24 protein-coding genes, 1 pseudogene and 1 CRISPR repeat array are annotated in these 22,084 nt (G+C 35.8%); of the genes and pseudogenes, 15 read left to right on the top strand and 10 right to left on the bottom strand.

What is annotated here, in order from left to right; all coding sequences use genetic code 11:
- Positions 1–750 precede the first annotated feature (750 nt).
- Positions 751–1,055: a CRISPR direct-repeat array (repeat unit 36 nt; unit sequence GTTTTAGATAGTTGTTAGATCAATGAGATTTAGAAC).
- A gap of 32 nt (positions 1,056–1,087) precedes the next feature.
- From AC3B5S_RS08775 to AC3B5S_RS08800, 6 genes are all read right to left on the bottom strand, one after another.
- Positions 1,088–1,288, bottom strand: coding sequence for a hypothetical protein (locus tag AC3B5S_RS08775; protein WP_489790421.1), 201 nt, complete (start codon positions 1,286–1,288; stop codon positions 1,088–1,090).
- Between the two features lie 56 nt (positions 1,289–1,344).
- On the bottom strand, positions 1,345–1,422 hold the full coding sequence (locus AC3B5S_RS08780; RefSeq protein ID WP_489775560.1) for a type I toxin-antitoxin system Fst family toxin: 78 nt from the start codon (positions 1,420–1,422) through the stop codon (positions 1,345–1,347).
- A 624-nt stretch (positions 1,423–2,046) separates the two neighbouring features.
- The gene (locus AC3B5S_RS08785) at positions 2,047–2,139 is read right to left on the bottom strand and encodes a type I toxin-antitoxin system Fst family toxin (protein ID WP_489757660.1); all 93 of its coding nucleotides are present in this window, start codon (positions 2,137–2,139) and stop codon (positions 2,047–2,049) included.
- Between the two features lie 336 nt (positions 2,140–2,475).
- Positions 2,476–3,087 (bottom strand): uracil-DNA glycosylase, encoded by a 612-nt coding sequence (locus AC3B5S_RS08790; protein ID WP_489790422.1) that lies wholly within the window; start codon positions 3,085–3,087, stop codon positions 2,476–2,478.
- A gap of 165 nt (positions 3,088–3,252) precedes the next feature.
- Positions 3,253–3,609, bottom strand: coding sequence for a cyclophilin-like fold protein (locus AC3B5S_RS08795; protein WP_489775552.1), 357 nt, complete (start codon positions 3,607–3,609; stop codon positions 3,253–3,255).
- A gap of 170 nt (positions 3,610–3,779) precedes the next feature.
- Positions 3,780–4,517: a dihydrofolate reductase family protein gene (locus tag AC3B5S_RS08800; RefSeq protein WP_489790423.1), complete on the bottom strand. Its 738-nt coding sequence runs from the start codon at positions 4,515–4,517 to the stop codon at positions 3,780–3,782.
- A gap of 300 nt (positions 4,518–4,817) precedes the next feature.
- Here AC3B5S_RS08800 and AC3B5S_RS08805 point away from each other — a divergent pair.
- From AC3B5S_RS08805 to AC3B5S_RS08875, 15 genes and pseudogenes are all read left to right on the top strand, one after another.
- A pseudogene (locus tag AC3B5S_RS08805) lies at positions 4,818–6,576 on the top strand (1-deoxy-D-xylulose-5-phosphate synthase).
- Positions 6,577–6,625: 49 nt separating this feature from the next.
- Positions 6,626–7,144, top strand: coding sequence for an aminotransferase class I/II-fold pyridoxal phosphate-dependent enzyme (locus AC3B5S_RS08810; protein WP_489775550.1), 519 nt, complete (start codon positions 6,626–6,628; stop codon positions 7,142–7,144).
- Complete coding sequence (locus AC3B5S_RS08815; RefSeq protein ID WP_489775549.1) at positions 7,144–8,010, top strand: alpha/beta hydrolase; 867 nt, start codon at positions 7,144–7,146, stop codon at positions 8,008–8,010. The genes AC3B5S_RS08810 and AC3B5S_RS08815 overlap by 1 nt, the downstream gene beginning before the upstream one ends.
- 681 nt (positions 8,011–8,691) lie before the next feature.
- Positions 8,692–9,612 carry a proline iminopeptidase-family hydrolase gene (locus tag AC3B5S_RS08820; RefSeq protein ID WP_489790424.1) on the top strand — a complete coding sequence of 307 codons (921 nt, stop codon included), beginning with the start codon at positions 8,692–8,694 and terminating at the stop codon, positions 9,610–9,612.
- The gene (locus tag AC3B5S_RS08825) at positions 9,602–11,236 is read left to right on the top strand and encodes a peptide ABC transporter substrate-binding protein (protein WP_489757668.1); all 1,635 of its coding nucleotides are present in this window, start codon (positions 9,602–9,604) and stop codon (positions 11,234–11,236) included. The genes AC3B5S_RS08820 and AC3B5S_RS08825 overlap by 11 nt, the downstream gene beginning before the upstream one ends.
- A 437-nt stretch (positions 11,237–11,673) precedes the next feature.
- Positions 11,674–13,308, top strand: coding sequence for a DUF3114 domain-containing protein (locus tag AC3B5S_RS08830; protein ID WP_489790425.1), 1,635 nt, complete (start codon positions 11,674–11,676; stop codon positions 13,306–13,308).
- Positions 13,309–13,312: 4 nt separating this feature from the next.
- On the top strand, positions 13,313–14,173 hold the full coding sequence (locus AC3B5S_RS08835) for a hypothetical protein (RefSeq protein WP_489790380.1): 861 nt from the start codon (positions 13,313–13,315) through the stop codon (positions 14,171–14,173).
- 37 nt (positions 14,174–14,210) lie between these two features.
- Positions 14,211–14,945 carry a DUF3114 domain-containing protein gene (locus AC3B5S_RS08840; RefSeq protein WP_489790426.1) on the top strand — a complete coding sequence of 245 codons (735 nt, stop codon included), beginning with the start codon at positions 14,211–14,213 and terminating at the stop codon, positions 14,943–14,945.
- 4 nt (positions 14,946–14,949) lie between these two features.
- The gene (locus tag AC3B5S_RS08845) at positions 14,950–15,810 is read left to right on the top strand and encodes a hypothetical protein (RefSeq protein WP_489790427.1); all 861 of its coding nucleotides are present in this window, start codon (positions 14,950–14,952) and stop codon (positions 15,808–15,810) included.
- Complete coding sequence (locus AC3B5S_RS08850) at positions 15,810–16,220, top strand: hypothetical protein (RefSeq protein WP_489775544.1); 411 nt, start codon at positions 15,810–15,812, stop codon at positions 16,218–16,220. The genes AC3B5S_RS08845 and AC3B5S_RS08850 overlap by 1 nt, the downstream gene beginning before the upstream one ends.
- A 1-nt stretch (position 16,221) precedes the next feature.
- Positions 16,222–17,094 (top strand): hypothetical protein, encoded by an 873-nt coding sequence (locus tag AC3B5S_RS08855; RefSeq protein WP_489790382.1) that lies wholly within the window; start codon positions 16,222–16,224, stop codon positions 17,092–17,094.
- Between the two features lie 38 nt (positions 17,095–17,132).
- Complete coding sequence (locus AC3B5S_RS08860) at positions 17,133–17,504, top strand: hypothetical protein (RefSeq protein ID WP_489757673.1); 372 nt, start codon at positions 17,133–17,135, stop codon at positions 17,502–17,504.
- Between the two features lies 1 nt (position 17,505).
- Positions 17,506–18,333, top strand: a complete 828-nt coding sequence (locus AC3B5S_RS08865) for a hypothetical protein (protein ID WP_489790428.1) — start codon at positions 17,506–17,508, stop codon at positions 18,331–18,333.
- A 52-nt stretch (positions 18,334–18,385) separates the two neighbouring features.
- Complete coding sequence (locus tag AC3B5S_RS08870; RefSeq protein WP_489775338.1) at positions 18,386–18,721, top strand: hypothetical protein; 336 nt, start codon at positions 18,386–18,388, stop codon at positions 18,719–18,721.
- On the top strand, positions 18,721–18,993 hold the full coding sequence (locus tag AC3B5S_RS08875; RefSeq protein WP_489790386.1) for a DUF5344 family protein: 273 nt from the start codon (positions 18,721–18,723) through the stop codon (positions 18,991–18,993). The genes AC3B5S_RS08870 and AC3B5S_RS08875 overlap by 1 nt, the downstream gene beginning before the upstream one ends.
- A gap of 230 nt (positions 18,994–19,223) precedes the next feature.
- Here AC3B5S_RS08875 and AC3B5S_RS08880 read toward each other — a convergent pair whose 3' ends face one another.
- From AC3B5S_RS08880 to AC3B5S_RS08895, 4 genes are all read right to left on the bottom strand, one after another.
- The gene (locus tag AC3B5S_RS08880) at positions 19,224–19,526 is read right to left on the bottom strand and encodes a type II toxin-antitoxin system YafQ family toxin (protein WP_489790429.1); all 303 of its coding nucleotides are present in this window, start codon (positions 19,524–19,526) and stop codon (positions 19,224–19,226) included.
- Positions 19,516–19,794 carry a RelB gene (locus tag AC3B5S_RS08885; protein ID WP_489775335.1) on the bottom strand — a complete coding sequence of 93 codons (279 nt, stop codon included), beginning with the start codon at positions 19,792–19,794 and terminating at the stop codon, positions 19,516–19,518. Before AC3B5S_RS08885 ends, AC3B5S_RS08880 begins: the two co-directional genes overlap by 11 nt.
- A gap of 564 nt (positions 19,795–20,358) precedes the next feature.
- On the bottom strand, positions 20,359–21,075 hold the full coding sequence (locus tag AC3B5S_RS08890; RefSeq protein WP_489790430.1) for a hypothetical protein: 717 nt from the start codon (positions 21,073–21,075) through the stop codon (positions 20,359–20,361).
- Positions 21,076–21,128: 53 nt separating this feature from the next.
- Entirely contained in the window at positions 21,129–21,872 is a 744-nt protein-coding gene (locus AC3B5S_RS08895; protein ID WP_489790389.1) for a hypothetical protein, read from the bottom strand.
- Positions 21,873–22,084: the final 212 nt, after the last annotated feature.

Genomic DNA, 22,084 nt, shown 5'->3' on the forward strand with positions numbered 1-22,084 from the left:
ATTTTAGATAGTTGTTAGATCAATGAGATTTAGAACTGTTTTTGAAAATGATGATTACAGTGATGAGTTTTAGATAGTTATAGCTCATAGGACTTGTACCAAGCGCTTCATTTTAAACCGACTTAGATTATGTTTTAGATTTTTTATAGAAACTGAACTTTAGAACATTTTCAAGATTTATCTTGCTAGATAGTGGGTTTTAGATAGTTGTTAGATCAATGAGATTTATAACGGCTTGCGACAATGAAGCTAAACAAAACATGTTTTAGATAGTTTGTTAGATCAATGAGATTTAGAACAAATCGAATTCAAAGTGTTCAATCAAAAGAGTTTTAGATAGTTGTTAGATCAATGAGATTTAAAAAGCGGTCGGCCGAAAGTTCTGATTAAGGTTTTAGATAGTTGTTATTTTTAAAGAAAGTATTAGAATATTTCAGGTTAAACGTCCTGCTACGTTGGAAGGTTTTAGATAGTTGTTAGATCAATTATAGATTTTAGAACTTGTCCAATTAGTTAATCGCTTTTTTGTGTTTTGAATCGGAAAGTTTTAAGATAGTTGTTAGATCAATGAGATTTGAAACAAACGCTCGTTAGCAAGTCAAAGTCGGCGTGTTTTAGATAGTTGTTAGATCAATGATATATATATAACTTTCTAAACGTAGCTCTTGGTCTATCGTTGCTGTGTTTTAGATAGTTGTTAGAAAAATATAGATTTAGAACGTGGTTAGTAATTCTCTTGCTGGCGACATTGTTTTAGATAGTTGTTAGATCAATGAGATTTAGAACTAATTGCTTTTTTCACACAGGACCTGAATCCGTTTTAGATAGTTGTTAGATCAATGAGATTTAGAACGGCATAATCAGGGCAATATCTATAAATGTTGTAGTTTTAGATAGTTGTTGGATCAATGAGATTTAGAACACACATTATAATCTTTACCCTTACTGATAGGTTTTAGATAGTTGTTAGATCAATGAGATTTAGAACACTTGGGCTTTTAACATCTCATCGCTGTTTGTTTTAGATAGTTGTTAGATCAATGAGATTTAGAACTATAATCGCTGAAAAGATACATCAGATTCCGTTTTAGATAGTTGTTAGATTAATATTTTTGATGCTATCATGTAGCTGCTGATGAATATCTACCAGCGCTTTATGCGTGTTGGCAGTGGCAAGTAATAAAAAAGCTCCCGAAGTGGGAGCTAATACATAATCAAATTGTGGGATTTCAGAAATAATTGTGTTACTATAAGTATGTAAAGATGTTGGTAAACATAACTGCAACAAAAAAAGACACCTAGTTGACCTGGACAGTAACTAGATGCCTTTTTATTTTGCGTCAATTAATGTTTATTAAGCCACCATTTAAAAATGGCAATAACAATTCCGACAATAATCGGCGCTATAATGCTGGTAAACATAAGTACACCCCCCTTATGTTGCTGTGTTGGGGCTGCAACTTAAATATTATAGCATAGCAAAAGTGTTTTACTTTTAACTAAATGTTGTTAAATTAAAAGAGTAGTTTCGCTAACTATGGAGAACAAATGGTTAACAAAAGTCTTACAAACGTTGATTTATCAATAACATTTAAATCGTTGTTAGATCAATGAGATTTAGAACTAACCAGCCGGCAACTCCGACATATGCCATGTTTTAGATAGTTGTTAGATCAATGAGATTTAGAACCAGGTTTTTAAAATGGCAAGTCGTCATCTGGTTTTAGATAGTTGTTAGATCAATTAGATTTAGAACTCTTGGACTGCTTGCCCAGCACCCGGACACGTTTTAGATAGTTGTTAGATTAATAATTTTGATGCTATCATGTAGCTGCTGATGAATATCTACCAGCTTTATATACGGGTTGGCAGTGGTAAGTAATAAAAATGCTCCCAATGCGGGAGCTAATACATAATCAAATTGTGGGATTTCAGAAATAAATGTGTTATTATAAACATGCAAGGATATTAGAGAACATGAATGCAACACAAAAAAGACGCCTAGTTTACCCGGACAGTGACTAGACGTCTTTTATTTTGCGTCAATTAATGTTTATTGATCCACCATGTAAAGGTGGCAATAGCAATTCCGACAACAATCGGCACTATAATATTAGCAAACAAAAGTACCATCCTCATGTTGCTGTGTCAGGGCTGCAACCTAAATATTAAATCGCGAAGAAAGCGTTTTATATTTTACTAGATTAATAATATTTAGAATTTAACCTGTGAACAAGAAATACTATTTAAATAGTATTTGATAAACGTCATAATTAAAAATAAGTTTTATTTCAATAGTCGCTGGCAAGATTAATTTAAATTATATAACAAACAATTATCATACCAGCAATAAAAGCTGAGCATGATTAAAATTGTCTTTCTAACCCATTTTAATATTTGGAGACCCACCCGTACACTGAGCCTTTGAAGCGCAATAACTACTTAATATATGATGTTAATTGTTCCCAATCGTGTTTAATTTGAGTTGCTAATATAAAAAATCCGGGGTGGGTTATAAAAAATGGCGGCGGGGTGATAGGTACAATAAACTTGGTATTTTTTGGCGGACCATTGATAAGCATCTTTAGCAGCATTTAATTGTTGAATGGGGTGATTAAAGATTTGCCCGTGAATGGCAGTTAAACTTTGGTGAGTACCTAAAATACGTTGGGCTGCGGTACTACCTAAAGTGACGATTATTTGGGGTTGAGCCCAATTGACTTCGTAATCAAAAAATGGTGCTTGCGCTAGGATTTCTTTTTGGGTTGGCTTGCGGTTAGGATATTTGGTGACTAGTTGGTGAGTCTTTTTGTCTAAAGCTTGCACCACTTTGTAGGGACGACTACGTACAACGCTAGTTATATAAACATCATCGCGAGTTAATTGCAGTAGTGCTAAAGATTTCATTAATTCTTGTCCAGAGCGACCATGAAAGGGAATATGCGTTACAATCTCGTCTTTGCCCGGGGCCTCGCCCACTAACATTAAAGTAGGGTGCTGTGGTCCGGCACCTTCGTTCAGGCCTTCTAGCTGAAATGCTTGTGAGCGCCGGTTAACTGCGTTAATTAAAGCTTTTGGATAGTTCACTAATTTTACGCTTCCTTTTAAAATAACAGTGCTTAATAAATTTAAGTATAATTCTTTTGGCGTCAAGATGTTTATTCATTAATAAAAATACTCCATTATAGTTAGGCGTATACCTAATAATAATAGAGTATTTTGGTTTAAGAAGTTATTCCAAATTAATTGGTACTATTGCCGTTCAAAGTAAGCAATGGTGTTATTAGGATAATTAGCTAATTGAGCGCCATTTTGTTGGATATGGCCTAGTTGAATTAAACCTTTTGCATAACCAAAATTCTGAATAAAAATGGCTAAATTGCCCCAAGGTGCATATAAAGTAATATCGCCAACTTGAGCGGCACTACCACTCGGTGCTGTTTGAGTATTTAATGTGGTCGGGAGATCAGCTATTTTTTCAGTCTGACCATAATTTTTTAAAGTTAGTGTTAGTGGGAGCAGCTGAAGAAAATCCTGAGCGGTTGGCGAATCATTAATTTGTGCAAAATAAGCATCGTTATTAATAGTAATTTTGATTGTTGTAGTCATTGAAAATCCTTTCAAATTAAAATTTTGATATATAGTGACGCAAATCGTCTGAGGTGCTGACAAAGAGAAGAGTTGAAACAACAAATTTTGTAAATTTAGGCTGATATTTATTATTCATACTGGAAGGTTAAACCCCGCTTCTAAGCACTTTTGTCGCAACTGTCGGTTATTCAAGTTCTTTGGCTAACATTTAGAGGAATATATCTTAACCATAGGACATTATCAGCGATGACTTGTGCTGAACGCAATTTAAAACCAATGGGTTTTGGATCGTGGCTAAACTGGGAATTAAATAGGCGAGCAGTATGTTCTTGACCATCAATCGCTGGCGCCACGACTAAACTAATTTCGTCAATCAAACCAGCGGTAAGAAAACTCCAATTTAACAGTCCACCACCGCCCAACATCAAATTGTCTAAGCCGTATTCAGCAGCTAATTTTTGCAACGCCAGTGCTAGATCAATTTCTTGTTCTCCCGCAATGATATAGGGAATCTGTTTTTGCCGTAAAAATGTTTTATAGGAATTGGATGCTTGGTCAGTCAAGACTTCAATCACAAACGCAGTTTGCCCAGCATAAGCAGTAGTATTTTGGGACCAATTAAGACAACCGTGACGATCAAATGCAATGTAATAGCAACTTTGTTGTTGGTTAATCAGATAATCGCCGGCAGGAACGATGCTAGAAGTATTGTGGTCAGCAATAAATTGACCTGGCGCCAAATAGGATTTGGAGGTATTGCTACCATAAATCCAACCCTGAAAATGAAAACTATGCGGATTGTTTTTTTGAAAACCAATGGTTTGAAAGAATTTTGTTGCACTATGATCTGACAAAGCAGTACTAAAATTACCAGTAATCCGCCCATCGAGGGAAGTATAAATATGAAGTGTGATTTTGGAACGCAATTTAGTCACCTACTTTCATAAGATTTAATAATAATTATTTGTAGCATAAAACCTAGAGTTAACTGTAAGTCAAGCTAACTGAGTATGCTCTTTGGTTATAATTGGCTATTAAAAATAAGTATTAGACAGTAGCTAAGAGGATATCTATACTGGGGGCACAGAAACAGTTTTCTGGGCAGCTAAAAAATTGTTTAGGCGTATGTTGAGTAATAAATGGTGAAAATCATTTGACTTAAACAGCACTTTAAGTATTATAGTTGCTTTTGCAAGATTAAAATTAAATAAGAAGAAGGTCATTTTATGAATCAACATCCAGATTATCTTTTAAACCAAATTAACGGACCTCAAGATTTGAAGCAACTGCAATTACAAGATTTAGAACAATTAGCGCAAGAGATTAGAACGTTAATTTTAGAAAAAGATGCCGCACAGGGTGGTCATTTAGGACCAGATTTAGGAATTGTCGAAGCAGCGATCGCTTATCATTATGTGTTCAACGCTCCGACTGACAAAATTATTTGGGATGTTTCCCATCAAACTTATCCCCATAAAATGTTAACAGGGCGCGCGCAAGCGTGGCTAGATCCTGAGGCTTATGATACAGTTACGCCGTATAGTAATCCGGAGGAAAGTCCGTATGATTACTATTCGATTGGGCACACCTCAACCTCAATTGCTTTAGCAACGGGCATGGCCAAAGCTCGTGATTTAAAAGGCACACATGAAAATATTATGGCTTTAATTGGTGATGGATCCCTGACCGGCGGTTTAGCGTATGAAGGGTTGAATAATGCAGCCATTGAACCGAACAATTTGGTGATTGTAATTAATGATAATCAATGGTCCATTGATAAAAATGTTGGTGGGCTAGTCCAAGCCTTACAAAAATTACGAGATTCTCATGGTCAAGCTAGTGATAACTTGTTTAAAGCCCTAGGCTTTGATTATCGTTACGTAGCCGATGGTAATGATTTAACACAAATGATTGCGGCTTTTACCGCTGTGAAAGATATTGATCATCCGATTGTAGTTCATATTAATACTTTAAAAAGGCAAAGGCTATCAACCCGCAGTAGCGCAAGAAGAAGCGCATCATTGGGTAGCGCCGTTTAACTTAGCCACGGATCAACCTTTAGCTCCAGGCCCCACGACGGTTACTGCCAATTCAACCGCTTTAGATGTCGTAGCGCAACAAATTGATGCTGGACAACCAATTATGGCAATTGATGCGGCGATTCCGGGAGTATTTGGTTTGGATCGTATTAAAAATGATTATCCGAATAATTACACTGATGTGGGGATTGCTGAACAAGAATCCGTCGCCTTGGCGGCTGGTTTTGCCAAAGCAGGTGCGATTCCCATTCTGTTTGAAAATTCGACTTTTTTACAACGTGCCTTTGATCAATTATCACATGATGTGGCGGCTAATAACTTGCCAGTAGTGATGCTCGTAGCTGGTGGAGGAATGTCGGAACAATCAAAAACGCATTTGGGAGTTTTTGATCAAGTAATGCTATCTAATTTACCTAATTGGCTATATTTAGCACCAACTAGTTTAGCTGAAGAACAAGCAATGTTGACTTGGGCCATTAAGCAACGCCAACAACCAGTTGCTATTAAGTTACCAACCAATGCAGTACCGCTGACTACTCATAATCACCCAGCGCGTGATTATCAAACGATTCATTATCAAGTGCAAGCGGGGCAAAAGGTTGCCATTTTAGCACTGGGTGATTTTTATGAATTAGGGCGTCAAGTCGCGGACAAAGTAGGTGCTACATTAGTTAATCCGGTGGCGGCCAATATTTTAGATGATCAGACGCTCACACAATTGGCCGCTGATCATCAATTGATTGTCACTTTAGAAGATAACTTATTAGACGGGGGCTTTGGCCAAAAGGTAGCATCTTATTTAGGTAAGTTTGATGTTCAAGTTTTAAACTTTGGCCAAAAGCGGGTTTACACTGATCAAACGCCGCTACAGCAACTTTATCAACAAAATAATTTATTACCTGAACAAATCATAGCGGCCATTCAAGCTAATCTAACAGATCATTAGGATCATTGAAGCTAAAGGCTTATTGAGAAAATTAAGGAGTATAACGAGTATGACTAGTTATATTGTTGTGTTGACTTCGCCCAGTAAGACTTTTAATTTGGCGGCTTTGCATGCGGCCACAGTTATTATTCCTAATTCTAACCTGCGACAAATTGTTAGTCGCGGTCTCAATAATGATGAGCTAACAGAACCGAATTTGGTGGCTATTCCGGGGAGCATTGCGGCGTATACTCAGGGAAGCCGGTGGTTACGACAATTAAAGCAGCAACTACAACAAAATCGAGATTTAGTTCAACTATATTTAATAGCTAATTTACCGCAGGTCAAATTGGTTTCAGAAAATGCCACGTATTTGTTATGGTTAGATGTGCAGCAGGTTACGGCAACGACGACATCATTAGTTCAGTATTTAAGACGCCAAACAGGATTAATTGTTAATGATGGGGCTATTTATCGTGGCAATGGTGCTCATTTTATCCGGCTAAATAGTGCTTGTCCACCAGCAATGTTAACTGACGGCTTAGAGCGCTTAAGTCAGGGTACGCAAGCTTTTTTGAAGGAGCGGTGATGACAGTGTTAACTAAAAAGCGAAAAACCTTACTCTGGTGGTTAGGAGTCATTATTGTGTTATTACTACTGGGTGGTGGTTTATTTATTAAAATGAATCGACCCACTAACGGTGATCGTTCAGCTAGTGTGCCAACTTTATATTTACACGGTTATGGTGCTGGAGCTAACTCGGCTAAAAGTATGATGGCTTATGCTCAAGCACATCAAGGAGCGACCAAAGTGTTAGTTGCCAAAATTTCGCCACAAGGTCAAGTTAAGTTAAGTGGTCATTGGCCGAAAGGGGTCAAACATCCCTTAATTCAAGTTTTAATGGAAGATAATCAGAATAGTAATTATCAAGAAACTAGTCGGTGGTTTTATAATTTAATTACTTTGTTACAGAAAAAGTATCAGATTCGGCGGTATAATACGGTCGCTCATTCGATGGGCAATTTAACGACAATGTATTATCAAGTTAAATATGGTCAACGTAAAGATTTGCCCCAGCTCAATAAGCAAGTGAATATTGCGGGACACTTTGATGGGATTATTGGCATTGATGATCGACCAAATAAGAACTATTTTTTAGCCAACGGCCGGCCTAGATATGAAGATCGCTATTATCGCTATTTGTTAAGTAAACGTAGTTCTTATCCGCAACATGTTCAAATTTTGAATATTTATGGTAATTTGAATAACGGAACTAATTCTGATGGTGATGTTACCAACGTTTCCGCACGGTCACTCAAGTACTTGTTACGCGGGCGTTATCAAAGTTATCAAGAGTTAGAGATTAAAGGCCGAAAGGGTCAACATAGTCAATTACACGAAAATAATTACCAAGTTAATCAAGCCATTGGAAAATTTTTGTGGGCCCATCCTTAAGCAACAGATTATTCCAGACATTGATTGAGGAAGCGATTCGATAATTATTAAAAATTAGGCGAACGTTTCCTTTTTATTTGCAAAAGTTAAGAAAAAATCATGAGTTTTACTTTTAGGAGCTAAACAGAACTTGCAGGTTCAAAAATTTCTTTTGGTGAAATTAAAAAATCCTTGACAAAGTAAGATTAAAGTTTTAACATTCAGATTAAATTGAAATGACAATAAAATTAAAATAGTGATGACGAAGTAAGTAGTTTTAAGATTGCGGACAGCGAACCTGGTCGAGTGCAAGCAGGGACAAAATCTTAATTATGAAAATCACTTTTGAGCTATCAGCTGAAATTAGTAAGCTAGATCGGTTACTACCGTTATTTAGTTAACAAATCAAAAATCAATAATAGCTGTTGTCATACTGGCGTTTATTGAAGAGTGGATTGGTTTTTGGCTTGGAATTTAAAAATAAGGTGGTACCGTGCTCAACGCACCCTTTCTAAGAAATTTATTGCTTAGAGAGGGTGTTTTTTTATTGTTAGAGTTAGTTGTTTAAGCACTAGAGTTGTAAGGAAGTTCTTAGTTGCTCAGCGCTTTTGGGCACAGAATATTGGAATTACGCTTGCAAAATCAGTAACTAAAGACTTACCAACTTTGCGAGCAGCTGAGATTAAAAGGAAAGATACAGATATGACAGGTAGTAAAATTTTAACATTAGAAAATGGTTTTCATTTATTTACGCGGACTGTCGGTGAAGGACCCGTTAAATTATTATGTGTGCATGGTGGTCCAGGTAGTAACCATGAAGAGTTTGAAAACTTTAATGAACACCTCAGTAACGTACAGATCTCAATGTATGATCAGTTGGGTTCTTTTTACTCAGATCAACCAGATTTTACTGATCCTCAGAATCAAAAATATTTAACAATTGATTACTATTTATCAGAATTAGAAGAAGTTCGCCAACAATTAGGCTTAGACCAATTTTATTTATTGGGGCATTCTTGGGGCGGCTTATTGGCGCAAGAGTATGCCTTGAAATATCCGCAACATCTCAAAGGCTTAATCATTATGAGTATGATTGACAATATTCCCGAATATATTACCCACATTAATCACTTACGGGAACAATTATTTTCACCATTTTGGGTTAATTATATGAAACAAGTTGAAGTCCAAGAGCGGTTTGATGATCCCAAGTATAATGATTTAGTGCAGCAGTTGTATAAGGTCTATGTTTGTCGTCATCCAGAAAATGGGGGACATCATACTGTTGAAACAAATGCTACGCCAGTTTACAACCACTTTCAGGGTAATAATGAATTTGTGATGACTGGAACGCTCAAGGACTGGGATTGTCGAAGTGACCTGCATAAAATTACCACACCAACGTTATTAACGTTTGGTGATCATGATACGATGCCTTTAACAGTGGCGCAGCGGATGCAACAGACGCTGCCGAATGCGCGCTTAGTGCTTACACCTGATGGTGGTCATTGCCATAGTGTTGATAATCCTTCAGCGTTTTTCCAAACCTTAGGACAGTTCTTAACTACTGTTGAACGTAATCCGCAAGTCAACTTGAAAGAAGGGTTAACAGATGATAAATAAATTAAATTGGGTCGCAGTTTTAAGTGGCTTGGGCGTGGTTTTATTAACTGGCTGTAGTTCTCAGCATACACAATCTTCTTCATCTGGTACGAAGCAACAAATTAACTTGATGCAAACGGGTGATTTGTTATCTTTAGATACTTCGGAGCATGCAGATTTACAAACTTGGAATACTTTAGAGAATTCGATGGAGGGATTATATCGTGCGGACAAGCATAATCAACCACAAGCGGCAATGGCGACCAAAGTAGTACAGCCGACTAATCACGGGTTAACTTATACCTTTCACTTACGTTCCAATGCTAAATGGAGTAATGGACAAAAAGTTACCGCTCAAGATTTTGTGACTGCTTGGCGCCGTTCGGCTTCCCCTAATGCTAAATCGGGTTATAGTTATATTTTTGATGGAATTAAAAATGCAGCGGCGATTGCCAAGGGACAAAAAAAGCCCCAAACGTTAGGCGTTGCGGCATTAAATGCACATACTTTACAAGTACAGCTAGAGCACCCGATGCCGTATTTTAATAAGATGATGGTGATGCCTGCTTTCTTTCCGGAAAATCGGACCGCGTTAACGAAATTTAAATCCAAGTATGGTACTAAATCTCAGTATTTGTATTATAATGGTCCCTTTAAAGTTACCCGGTGGAATGGAAATAGTGATACATGGTCTTTAAAGCCTAATCCGTATTATTATGCGAAAAAGCAAATTCACCTAAAAGCGATTAATTATTTAGTCGTGAAAGATGCTAACACGGCGAATGAATTATTTAGTCAAAACAAGTTGGATGATGCGACTATTACCGGAGTAACGGCGAAAGGTCTTCAAAAGTCAAAAAAGTTAATTCATGAACGCCGCGCGGGAAACTATTATTTACGAGTTAACTTACGCAATCATCAGCCGTTAACTAATGCTAAAATGCGTCAAGCAATTAGTTTGGTAATTAATCGTCAAGCCTTAACGAAAAATGTTCTAGCAGACGGCTCCAAACCAGCGGACACTTACACGGCCAAGGATTTAACGATGGATCCGACAACGAATAAGGACTTTGCGACCGAGACCACGCCCAAGACTACTTATGATGTTAAGCAAGCTCGGACTTTGTGGCGAGAAGGTTTGCAAGAATCTCATCTTAAAAAGCATGTGACTTTGCAATTGTTAGGTGATGATCAAACTATTACAAAGAATGTAGCGCAATTTTTACAAAATTCTTTAGAAAAGAATTTACCAGACGTGACAGTTAATTTGCGGAATGTTCCGGAGAAAACGAGTTCGAGTGAAATGCATAGTGGTAAGTTCTCGTTAGGACAGACCTTGTGGTTAGCAGACTTTGCCGATCCTATTAGTTTTATGGGCATTTTACAGAGTGCCAATCCTCAAAATTATGGACAATATCATGATGCTCAGTTTGATCAGTTATACCAGCAGGCTAGTTTAGACAGTGGCAATAATGATCAAGCATATTGGCAGACCATGCGGCAATTACAACAACATTTAAACCAAACTATGCCGGTCATTCCACTATATCAAATGGTGGAAAGTCATTTGGTTAATCCCAAGCTCAAAGGAGTTTTACGTCATCCAGTGGGTGAAGACGATTATACGCGGGCTTATCTGAAATAGCTAAAAAGTAAAAATAAACAGTCTAATTTCTAAATTGAATTGAGAGAAAGATTTGATTTGGGGGTTGGCTGTTTTTGTTTTCAAAATTATCTGGCTGATGTAAATGTTCAGCAGGTAATACAAATTAAAACCATTGCAGAATTTTTAAATGATCAATCTTTAGCTGCAGAAATTAATAAATTAATTAAAACCAATTAAATTTATTTTGCTTGGCTAATTTAGATACAAATATATCTAAAAACATTACTCAATTGTTGGTTTTATATTAATTGTATGCTCTGTTATCTATTTTTTGCTTGGCATAATACTACTGCTTTACTATGTTTGATGGATATGTTATTTTACTATCAAATTAATATATTGCCATTAAAATTAAAAATTATTATATATAAATATAATATATTAATTTCGAAATAATACAGAACATGGAGAAATTAATGGTTAAAATTGACATGAGTAAGTTAGAAGAAAATAACTATCATTTACAAACACAAGTTCAAGCTTTAAAAAGTGCGTTACAAGATACCAGTGTCAAGATGAAAGCTGTGCCGAATTCTGAAGGCTTCAGCGGGAAAACGCAACAACAAATGGCTGAGTATGTCGAAGCAGCGCATGGTCGTGAACCGCAACAATTAACAAGTGAGTTAGATCAATTGGCTCAAGGCATGGAACGTTTAATTAATGACTTTAAGGCGGATGTTGATAGTAGTAGCCAAGCTAAAATTGACACTGAGAACTTAGACGATCTGGAAAAAATACTGACAAAGGCCAAAGAGTTAAATAGTAGAACAGTGGCTCGACTGAACAAAGCCTACCAATTAGCGCTTGAAGCTGGCGCGGATTGTCAATTAATCGATGATCAAGCTGACGAAGCACTGGGCAAAACGATCCAATTGGTGCAACAAACGAAGCGCAAAGTATTAAATTACAATAATCGTACCCTGCCATTAGCGTTAAAAGATTTAAGTCATAATCTGGTACATGTTAAAAGCGATTTGACAGTAACGGCGGGAATTAAAGGTCAAGGTAAAGATCACTTTCAGATGGCGGCTTTTTTAACAGAGTTAGGACGCGATGGTTGGAATACTGCGGCCTTAACCAGTTATGAACACTTTTTGAATGATAGTATCAAGAACTTAAAAGGAAATAAATTATCAAAACAATTAAATCATTTATTTAAGCAGGCTCGTCAAGTCGGCTCTTCTGCCTTTAATGCATTGTTTCGCCCGTATGCGCAAACCGGAGTTAGTCAAAAAGCGGCCAGTTCAGCGTTAACGATTATGCTGAAGTACTTAGGGGCGACCGTAGAAAATGGCTATTTGAAGTTAATAAATGGCTTTCCCGCCTTAAATCCCTTTGACAATGAATTGTTACAAACGTTGTTGCCCCAAGTTGTGCAAACAGCTTTTCCCTTTACTAAGGGAACGAAGGGTGGCTTAGCCAACGCCAGCGGTACGTTAGCCACCGAGATTCACCAATTGCGCTATTATATTTCGGATGCCAACGCTAAGTATGTCGAACAAACAGCTAAGAAGTTGCACGTGACCCCTGGCGAATATTTAGATGATTTAAGTCAAACTGGACAGTTTAAAGTTGGCAGTGAAAGTGCCCGAGCGCATAATAAAAAGTACGTTGGTAAGATAGGTGATAAAAAGCAGTATGGTTTGAATTATATGCATAATTACAAACTACTGTCTAATTTCCATGTGGAATTCATTATTAATAATCAAACGGGGCAATTGTTACATGTTGATCCGGCAACGACCATTGGTAAGAGTGGACAAAATTTAGCTGAATGGCAAACCGATGATTTAGCCGGTTTCGTGAATGGACCATCATATAATTACGCCAATCAAAATGATATGAACTTATCAAATATAGATAGCTCACACTTTAATTATGATTATGGTTATGAAAAAGCGCTAGATATGCCTAATCGCAATGATATGTTAACTACAGATAAGTCTCAAAATAAATATGATCTTTATACAACTCCTGAAAAAGAAGGTAAAAATAAATATCAGCCTGTAGACAGTTATTCGGATTATCATCGCAGAAAGCAAGGTAAATAAGACGATGAAAAAAATATATAAAAGTTTTCTGCTGGCTATGGTATCGGGATTAAGTATTTTCACGATGGGATTAAGTAGTAATCCCCCCGGTAGTTCAGAGATGACACCCAAATATCAGAAGATGAGTGCTAAAAAATTGCAAGCATGCAAAGATGAAGGAGCCGCTTTAACACCCAAAATTAAAGCCAAAACGACTAAAGATTTAATAGGAAAGTCCTTTTCCTTTAATTCTTCAGAATTTGAATATTTTCCGAGAAATGGTAGTGGCGAATACTTTTTAAAATTAAAACTCGATCAAACCTTTGTTTTAGTATATAACGATGCTTTTAAGGTACGGACTGATCAAGAAGGTAGTCCAGATGGAATAAGTATTCGAACATTTGCGGGTAATTATAAAATAAGTAAGAAGAAGATCAAGTTGTTTATCCAAGACTATTGGATAACAGTGGAAAATGAAGACGAAATTCATCCTTTAAGAAGAGTGAATAGCTGGCCAATAACGCCAACATCGATAGGTTTAAATCAAGCATTATATAATCAGTTACCGTTAGATTTACAACAAAAGATTTCACCTGATCAAATTGATCATGATTATCCATCTATTGAATCGTTGAAAAAAGAATATTCAAAGAAATACATTAAGCAAATAGGTGATATGGGAGATTATGTAATTAAAAAAGATGGAAGAAATTGGCAATTTCTAAAGTCGATGATTGGCGAAAGGAAGCATGTTAAGGGATCTAAAAGGTATTACAATAATCCTTATAAATATGGTTACCTTCACAAGTACGATCATGTTTATCCCATTCCGGATTCAGTATCAGAAGACTTAATCAATAAGTTTAAGGAAAGTGGTAGTTATTAATAGGGTAAACGTAGGTGCGACCGTAGAAAAGGGTTATTTGAAATTGGAACATGGTTTTCCAATGTTGAATCCCTTTGACAATGAATTGCTACAAACCTTGTTGCCTAAAGTTGTGCAAACCGCTTTTCCGTTTACTAAGGGAACGAAAGGAGGTTTAGCCAACGCCAGTGGTACGTTAGCTACCGAGATTCACCAATTGCGCTATTATATTTCGGATGCCAACGCTAAGTATGTCGAACAAACAGCTAAGAAGTTGCACGTGACCCCTGGCGAATATTTAGATGATTTAAGTCAAACCGGGCAGTTTAAAGTCGGCAGTGAAAGTGCAAGAGCGCATAATAAATATGCAATTAATGATAATCAATATGAATTGAAGCAAAACAATTACAAGTTATTATCTAACTTTCATGTGGAGTTCATTATCAATAATCAAACGGGTAAGTTATTACATGTTGATCCAGCAACGACCATTGGTAAGAGTGGGCGAAATTTAACTGAATGGCAGACCGATGATTTAGCCGGTTTTGTGAATGGACCATCGTATAATTACGCCAATCAAAATGATATGAACTTATCCAATGAAAATAGCTCACACTTTAATTATGACTACTCTTATGGGAATATGGATATGCCTAATCGGAATGATATGTTAGTAAAAGATAAAACTAAAGATAAGAAAGTTCTTTATAAAACTCCTCAAAAAGAAGGTAAGAACAAATATCAGCCTGTAGATAGCTATTCGGATTATCATCGCCAAAAGCAAGGTAAATAAGACGATGAAAAGAAATTATAAGAATTTTCTGTTGGCTATGATAATAGGATTAAGTATTTTTACTATGGGACTAAGTAGTAATCCCCCCAGTAGATCAGAAATGACACCCAAGTATCAAAAAATGAGTGCGAAGAAACTGCAAGCGCGCAAAGATGAGGGGGCCGCTTTAACACCCAAAATTAAAGCCAAAGCTGCTAAAGATTTAATAGGACAATCTTTTTCCTTTAATTCGTCAGAATTTGAATATTTTCCAAGAGAAGGCGATGGCGAATACTTTTTAAAGTTAAAACCCAATCAAACCTTTGTTTTAGTATATAACGATGCTTTTAAAGTACAGACAGTGCAAGAGGGGGGAGGAGATGGAATCAGTATTGAAACTTATGCAGGTAATTACAAAATGTCTAAAAAGCAGATCAAGTTATTTATTCAAGATTATTGGATAACGATAGAAAACGCAAGCGAAATTCATCCTTTAAGAAGAGTGAATAGTTGGCCGATAACACCAACATCGATAGGTTTAAATCATGCATTATATAATCAATTACCAACAGACATACAACAAAAGATTCCATCTGATAAAATTGATCATGATTATCCATCTATTGAATCGTTGAAAAAAGAATATTCAAAGAAATACATTAAGCAAATAGGTGATATGGGAGATTATGTAATTAAAAAAGATGGAAGAAATTGGCAATTTCTAAAGTCGATGATTGGCGAAAGAAAGCATGTTAAAGGATCTAAAAGATATTATAATTCTCCTGATAAATATGGTTATCTTCACAAGTATGATCATGTTTACCCTATTCCGGATTCAGTGTCAGAAGATTTAATCAACAAGTTTCGAGCCAACGGTAGTTATTAATGAGTGTAAACGTAGGTGCTACCGTGGAAAATGGTTATCTGAAGTTAACAAATGGCTTTCCCGTCTTAAATCTGTTTGACAATGAATTGTTACATGTTGATCCAGCAACAACCATTGGTAAAAGTGGGCAAAATTTAGCTGAATGGCAAACGGATGATTTAGCAGGATTTGTGAATGGACCATCGTATAATTATGCCAATCAAAATGATATGAATTTATCCAATGTAAACAGTTCACACTTTAATTATGATTACTCCTACGGAAATATGGACATACCTAATCGCAATTCGATGTTGCATAATAAGAATAAAGATGACAATTTATATAAAACTCCTCAAAAAGAAGGTAAAAATAAATATCAGCCTGTAGACAGCTATTCGGATTATCATCGCAAAAAACAAGGTAAATAAGATGAAAAAAATATATAAAAGTTTTCTATTGGCGATGATAGCCGGATTAAGTGTTTTTACGATGGGACTGAGTAGTAATCCACCTAGTAGAGCAGAAATGACATCCAAATATCAAAAGATGAGTGATAAAAAACTGCAAGCCCGCAAAGATGAAGGTGGTGTCTTGACACCCAAAATAAAAGCCAAAACGACTAAAGATTTAATCGGTAAATCTTTTTCCTTTAACTCGTCAGAATTTGAATATTTTCCGAGAGAAGGTGATGGCGAATACTTTTTTAAGTTAAAACCCGATCAAACCTTTGTTTTAGTATATAACGATGCTTTTAAAGTACGCACAGCACAAGAGGGAGGGGATGACTCCTTAATGATTAAAACCTTTGCGGGAAATTACAAGACATCCAAAAAGAAAGTTAAATTATTTATTCAAGATTATTGGGCAAGTTCTATGGGAGTAGATGAGTATGTAGAAAAAGTTGATCCATTAAAGCGTATTAATAGTTGGTTAATAATGCCAAAATCTATTCGTTTAAATCAAGCATTATATAATCAGTTACCAACAGACATACAACAAAAGATTTTACCTGATCAAATTAGGCAACTATATAATTCATATGAATATTATCGAAGTGTCTATTCTAGAGGATACGCTAAAAGGTTAGCAAATGCTGGTAGTTATGTATTGATAAAGAAGGGAAATACTTGGCAAGTTCAGAAGCCCATGATTGGAGAAAGGAAGCATGTTAAGGGATCTAAAAGGTATTACAATAATCCTTATAAATATGGCTACCTTCACAAGTATGATCATGTTTATCCAATTCCGGATTCGGTTTCAGAAGATTTAATTAATAAATTCAAGGAAAGTGGTAGTTATTAATAAAGGTAAACGTAGGTTCTATCATAGAAAATGGTTATTTGAAGTTAACAAATGGCTTTCCCGTCTTAAATCTGTTTGACAATGAATTGTTACATGTTGATCCGGCAACGACCATTGGTAAGAGTGGACAAAATTTAGCTGAATGGCAAACGAATGATTTAGCGGGCTTTGTGAATGGTCCATCGTATAATTATGCTGATCAAAATGATATGAACTTATCCAATGAAAATAGCTCACACTTTAATTATGACTACTCTTATGGAAATATGGATATGCCTAATCGTAATAGTATGTTAAAAAATAAAAATCCTAAATATAATTTATATTTAACTCCTGACAAAGAAGGTAAAAATAAATATCAACCTGTAGACAGCTATTTTGATTATCATCGCAAAAATCAAGGTAAATAAGATGAAAAAAATATATAAAAGTTTTCTTTTGGCGATGATAGCAGGATTAAGTATTTTCACCATGGGCATGAGCAATAATCCACCTAGTAGAGCGGAAATGACACCGAAATATCAAAAAATGAGTGCGAAGAAACTGCAAGCGCTCAAAAATCAAGGTGAGGTTTTAACGCCAGCAATTAAAATTAAAACTACTAAAGATTTAATCGGTAAATCTTTTTCCTTTACCTCTCCTTTAGATGGCGAATATTTTTTAAAATTAAAATCTGATCAAACCTTTGTCTTGGTATACAACGATGCTTTTAAAGTTCGTACACCTCAAGAAGGAGGAGATGATTATATGATTGTTGAAATAGATGCAGGGAATTATAAAATAACTAAAAATAAGATTAAGTTATTTATTCAAGATTATTTTTCGACTTATAAGGATGTAGATGAATCAACTATTTTGAAACGAATTAATAGTTGGCCTATAATTCCAGAATCTTTAACTCTAAATTCCACATTATATAATCAATTACCAACAGACATACAACAAAAGATTTCACCTGATCAAATTGAGAATAATTATCCATCAAAAAATAAAGTAAAAAGAGAATTTCCAAAAAAATATTCTGACTTTTTGATTGGTTCGGGTGATTACATTCTGGAAAAAAAGAATCAAAATTGGCGTGTGAAAGAACCTAAAATTCTTCTAGGAGAAGGCAAACAAAAATATAAGACAGATTTTAATTATGACGGTTATCTTCACAAGTATGATCATGTTTACCCAATTCCTGATTCAGTATCAGAAGACTTAATCAACAAGTTTCGAGCCAGCGGTAGTTATTAAAAAGAAAGTGGTAGTTACTAATAATAAGCTTTAAGATAGGAGATAATTTGAAATGGATGTTGCCGCTATTTTACAAGCAATTAAGCAGAAGCAAGCCTTATTAAGAAAATTGCACCAGGCACAACAAGAAGCTAAGGCGGAGGTGGATGACTTACAAAAAATCGTTAGAGACATTCAAATAGGTCAAGCAACAGCAGCACCATGGCACGGTCAGAGAAAGAATAAATTTGAACAGTTACAGACGAATAACTTATCCATTACAAAAAATAATGCAAGTAAAAATGACGAGAATTTAAGTGCCATCCAACAAAGAATTAGCCAATTAGAAGTCGAAATTACTCAACTAGAAGTCCAATTGGCATTAGCCCAGAGTGCGGAGAAAAAATAATGACTACTATTAAAATTGTTCAAGCTAACTATAATCAAAATGTGAGCCAAGCAAGCAGTTCAGTTCAACAATTACAAGCCCAATCCTTAACAGCTACCAATATATCTGGAACGAATTTAAAACCTTTTGTTCAAGCAATCAAATTAGAAAAAGAATTGGAACAAGTTATTAAACGTTATGGGACAATTGCGGAACACGATACAGTGGAGTATTCTCAGGTATCCCGTGAGTTGGAAGCAGCAGATACCAAGGTCGCAAATTCGTTTCGGTAAACCAATAACAAACCAATAATGATTATTTTATATTTGTAACTAAAGTTTTGAATGCTATAGCAGCAAAATAAAACCACTCAGTGTTTTGACTTCAAGTCATAAGTGCTAAGTGGTTTTTATATGATTTTAATTTTTTAAACTAGCTTTATGCTTTAATTAAGCCAGCTTGTAAAATGGGCTTAACCGCAATTAGCGCAACAGCTTTGCAATAAAAATAAGGTAACTTTTGATTACTTGTCTAAAATTTGATGTGAGCCAGTAGTTACTAATAACAAAACTAATTGTGTGTGGTCTAGTTTGTAAATAACGATCCAGTTATCATATGTTTTACCATAATTGCCATACCTCGACGGGTGAAATTCCCGGTATCCTTGCCATTGACCCTTTAAAGCATGATCCTTAATCTTGTGAAGAATATGAGAATCTTGTTCGATGATAGCTTTTAGACATGGTTTTAATATCCTAATAGGAAAATGTTTTTTAGCTAGTCTTTTTAATTCTCGTTCGAAGGATTTTGTGATCTTAATCTTCATCTATTTTGTCAATCCAATCGTTGAAATCTGCGACTGAACCAATCTCAGTTACTTCGTTGTTTTCAGCTTCACGCTTAGCAGCTATAGCTTCTGAGGAATCTAAAAAGCTGACCAAGCGGACTTCGTTATTAGCTGCCTTTATTAGAGATAGTCGAATATATTCTGATACAGTTAAACCTTGTTTAGCTAAATTTGATTTAGCACGTTCACTAATTGTGCTATTAACACGAGTGGAAACAGTTTTATCTTTAAGAGTAGAATTGCTCAAGAAAATACGCCCCCCTTATTGTTGTTTACTATTGTATTACATTCATAATAAATCCAGCTTGTAATAAACACAAGTTTAATCTAAAAAATAAGAGGTTGAAAACAGTAGAAACTATAAATAAGTGTTTGTAATTTAACGGACTGGTTAAAGGGAAGAAGTACAATGATAATTCATGAACGACATGCCAATTTAAGATATAATTATGACCACCGTGATTTTGGAACACTCGGATTTTATATTGGTCCAGTGAGAGTAAAACCAACGACAGTATTAGTAAAAAAGGATACATTGATCTATTTAAAAAAGCTCTCTTTAAAAAATAAGAACCATAAAAATTATGAGCAGTAGCAGTGGGTGTGTTTTGTTAGGTCCTCGTTAAAAATCTTTTTGTTAAAGCTCTTTTTATTGCTCTGCCGTTCATGAACTTCTATGTAGTTTTTATCGTTAAAAAATAGTATAACTATCTAATTGTCCTTGCTTTAAAACTTTTGACATAGATGGCAATACTATCTTAATTTATTTTATATAGTTATTATTAGCGTCATTTACTTTGAAGTTATAGTACTAATTAAGTGCGGGATCGCTTTGACTGGCTAATAACCACTGGTGATTACTACCAAGTCGGATATAGGTTTGTTGATTAATGGATTTAACGCCATAAGTTGCATAAGGCACGTTGAGGTTAGTGATCTGGCCAGTGGGCTGACCGTTTTGGTTGACTAAAGTGTTGTTAGCATGGACAGTCACGGCTTTGGGTAAAAGATATAAAGCGTCTGCTGCTGCCCACTGATTATTGCCTAAATCAACGGCATAAACATATTCAGATTGATTGGCAAAGTCGACGCGATTGATTTGCCAATCGGCTACTTTATTACTTAACTTTCCGATGGGTTGGGTCAGTTGGGGATCTTTGTACACGGGAATAGGTTGGCCAGCCGAAAAAGCTTCTTGATAGATGTATGATCCGGGTTTAACTTCATGGCTGACAGCATTAAATTGTGCGCTCACCCATTGATGACCACCTAAATCATAAGCCGTTGTTTTTCCAGTATTATCGACTTTTTTTTCATAAGTTTGCCAGGCACTAATTTGAGGAACGAGCCTCGTACCAATGGGTTGACTTAACTGTGGATCTTGGTAAGTCATGTTCATCTGTCCATGTGAATAATAAATATCATGACTGGGAACGACAGCGGCTTGAGTCGATAATATTGGTAAACTAGCTACAGTAATTATTGTTGCCAATAATTGACTACTGAAAGATATTAGAGTTGGTTTCATAATAATTGCACCCTTTCGTTAGCAATTTTCCCAAATATATAATTTGAATTAAATTAATTGATATGAGCGGCATTTAAATTAGCCCACTGCTGGTTGTTGCCTAATTTAAGATAATTTTGTCCATTGATATTTTTAACACCATAAACTTTGTAAAAGTCGTCAGTTTGGATTTTAGTCGTTGGCGTTCCAAACTGGTTAAACAATTGGGCTCCTTGTTCAAAGGCATAGATCGAACGTACGGCAAGGACGTTGCTCGATGTAGCCACCCATTGATGAGCTCCTAAATCAACCCGGATAATGGGATCGCCACTTGAACTATTGCTGGCATACTGACTGACTTTCCAATCAGCAATCTGAGGATTTAAATAACCAGTGATGTGCCATAGTTGTGGCGAGTCGTAGATGGGAACTTGTTGATAGTTAGAATAGGCTTCTATTAAGTTATTGGGCTTTTTGTTTTTGACGACGCCACCTAAAAAGACATCACTACTTTTAACCCATTGATTAAACCCTAGGTCAAAGGAATTAAAGGGAACGTACGTTGTACCATTTGTAGGACGATTACTTTGACTAACAGCAGTGACTGCCCAATCATTGATGGTGGTGGCTAAAGTTGTACCGGTTGGTTGGGAACAGGCAGCATCACGATAGATTGGTGCCGCTTCCTTTCCAGAGCTAACTTGTAAATTTGCGGCTGATGTGACATAGGCTTGGGCATTAACCGAATGACCAGTTATCAATAAACAACCAAATACGGTCATAATTAAACTGCCAATCAACGCTAATTTTGCTTGCATCGTTTAACCCTCTCTCTGACATATTAAGTGTAGCACGAAAAGGTTATTAGAAATTTCGAAAACACCAGCTGGAATTGATTTTAAAATTTAGGTTTGCGCTCAGTGACATTGCGTTCATGAAGTTTGATCCGAGGTCATTTTCATTCAATAGTTGACTAGGTTCTATTAAAGTTATATTGATTATCTTTTTGTGCGTTAAATATGTAGATAGT

This window comes from Bombilactobacillus sp. ESL1094, from assembly GCF_058107425.1.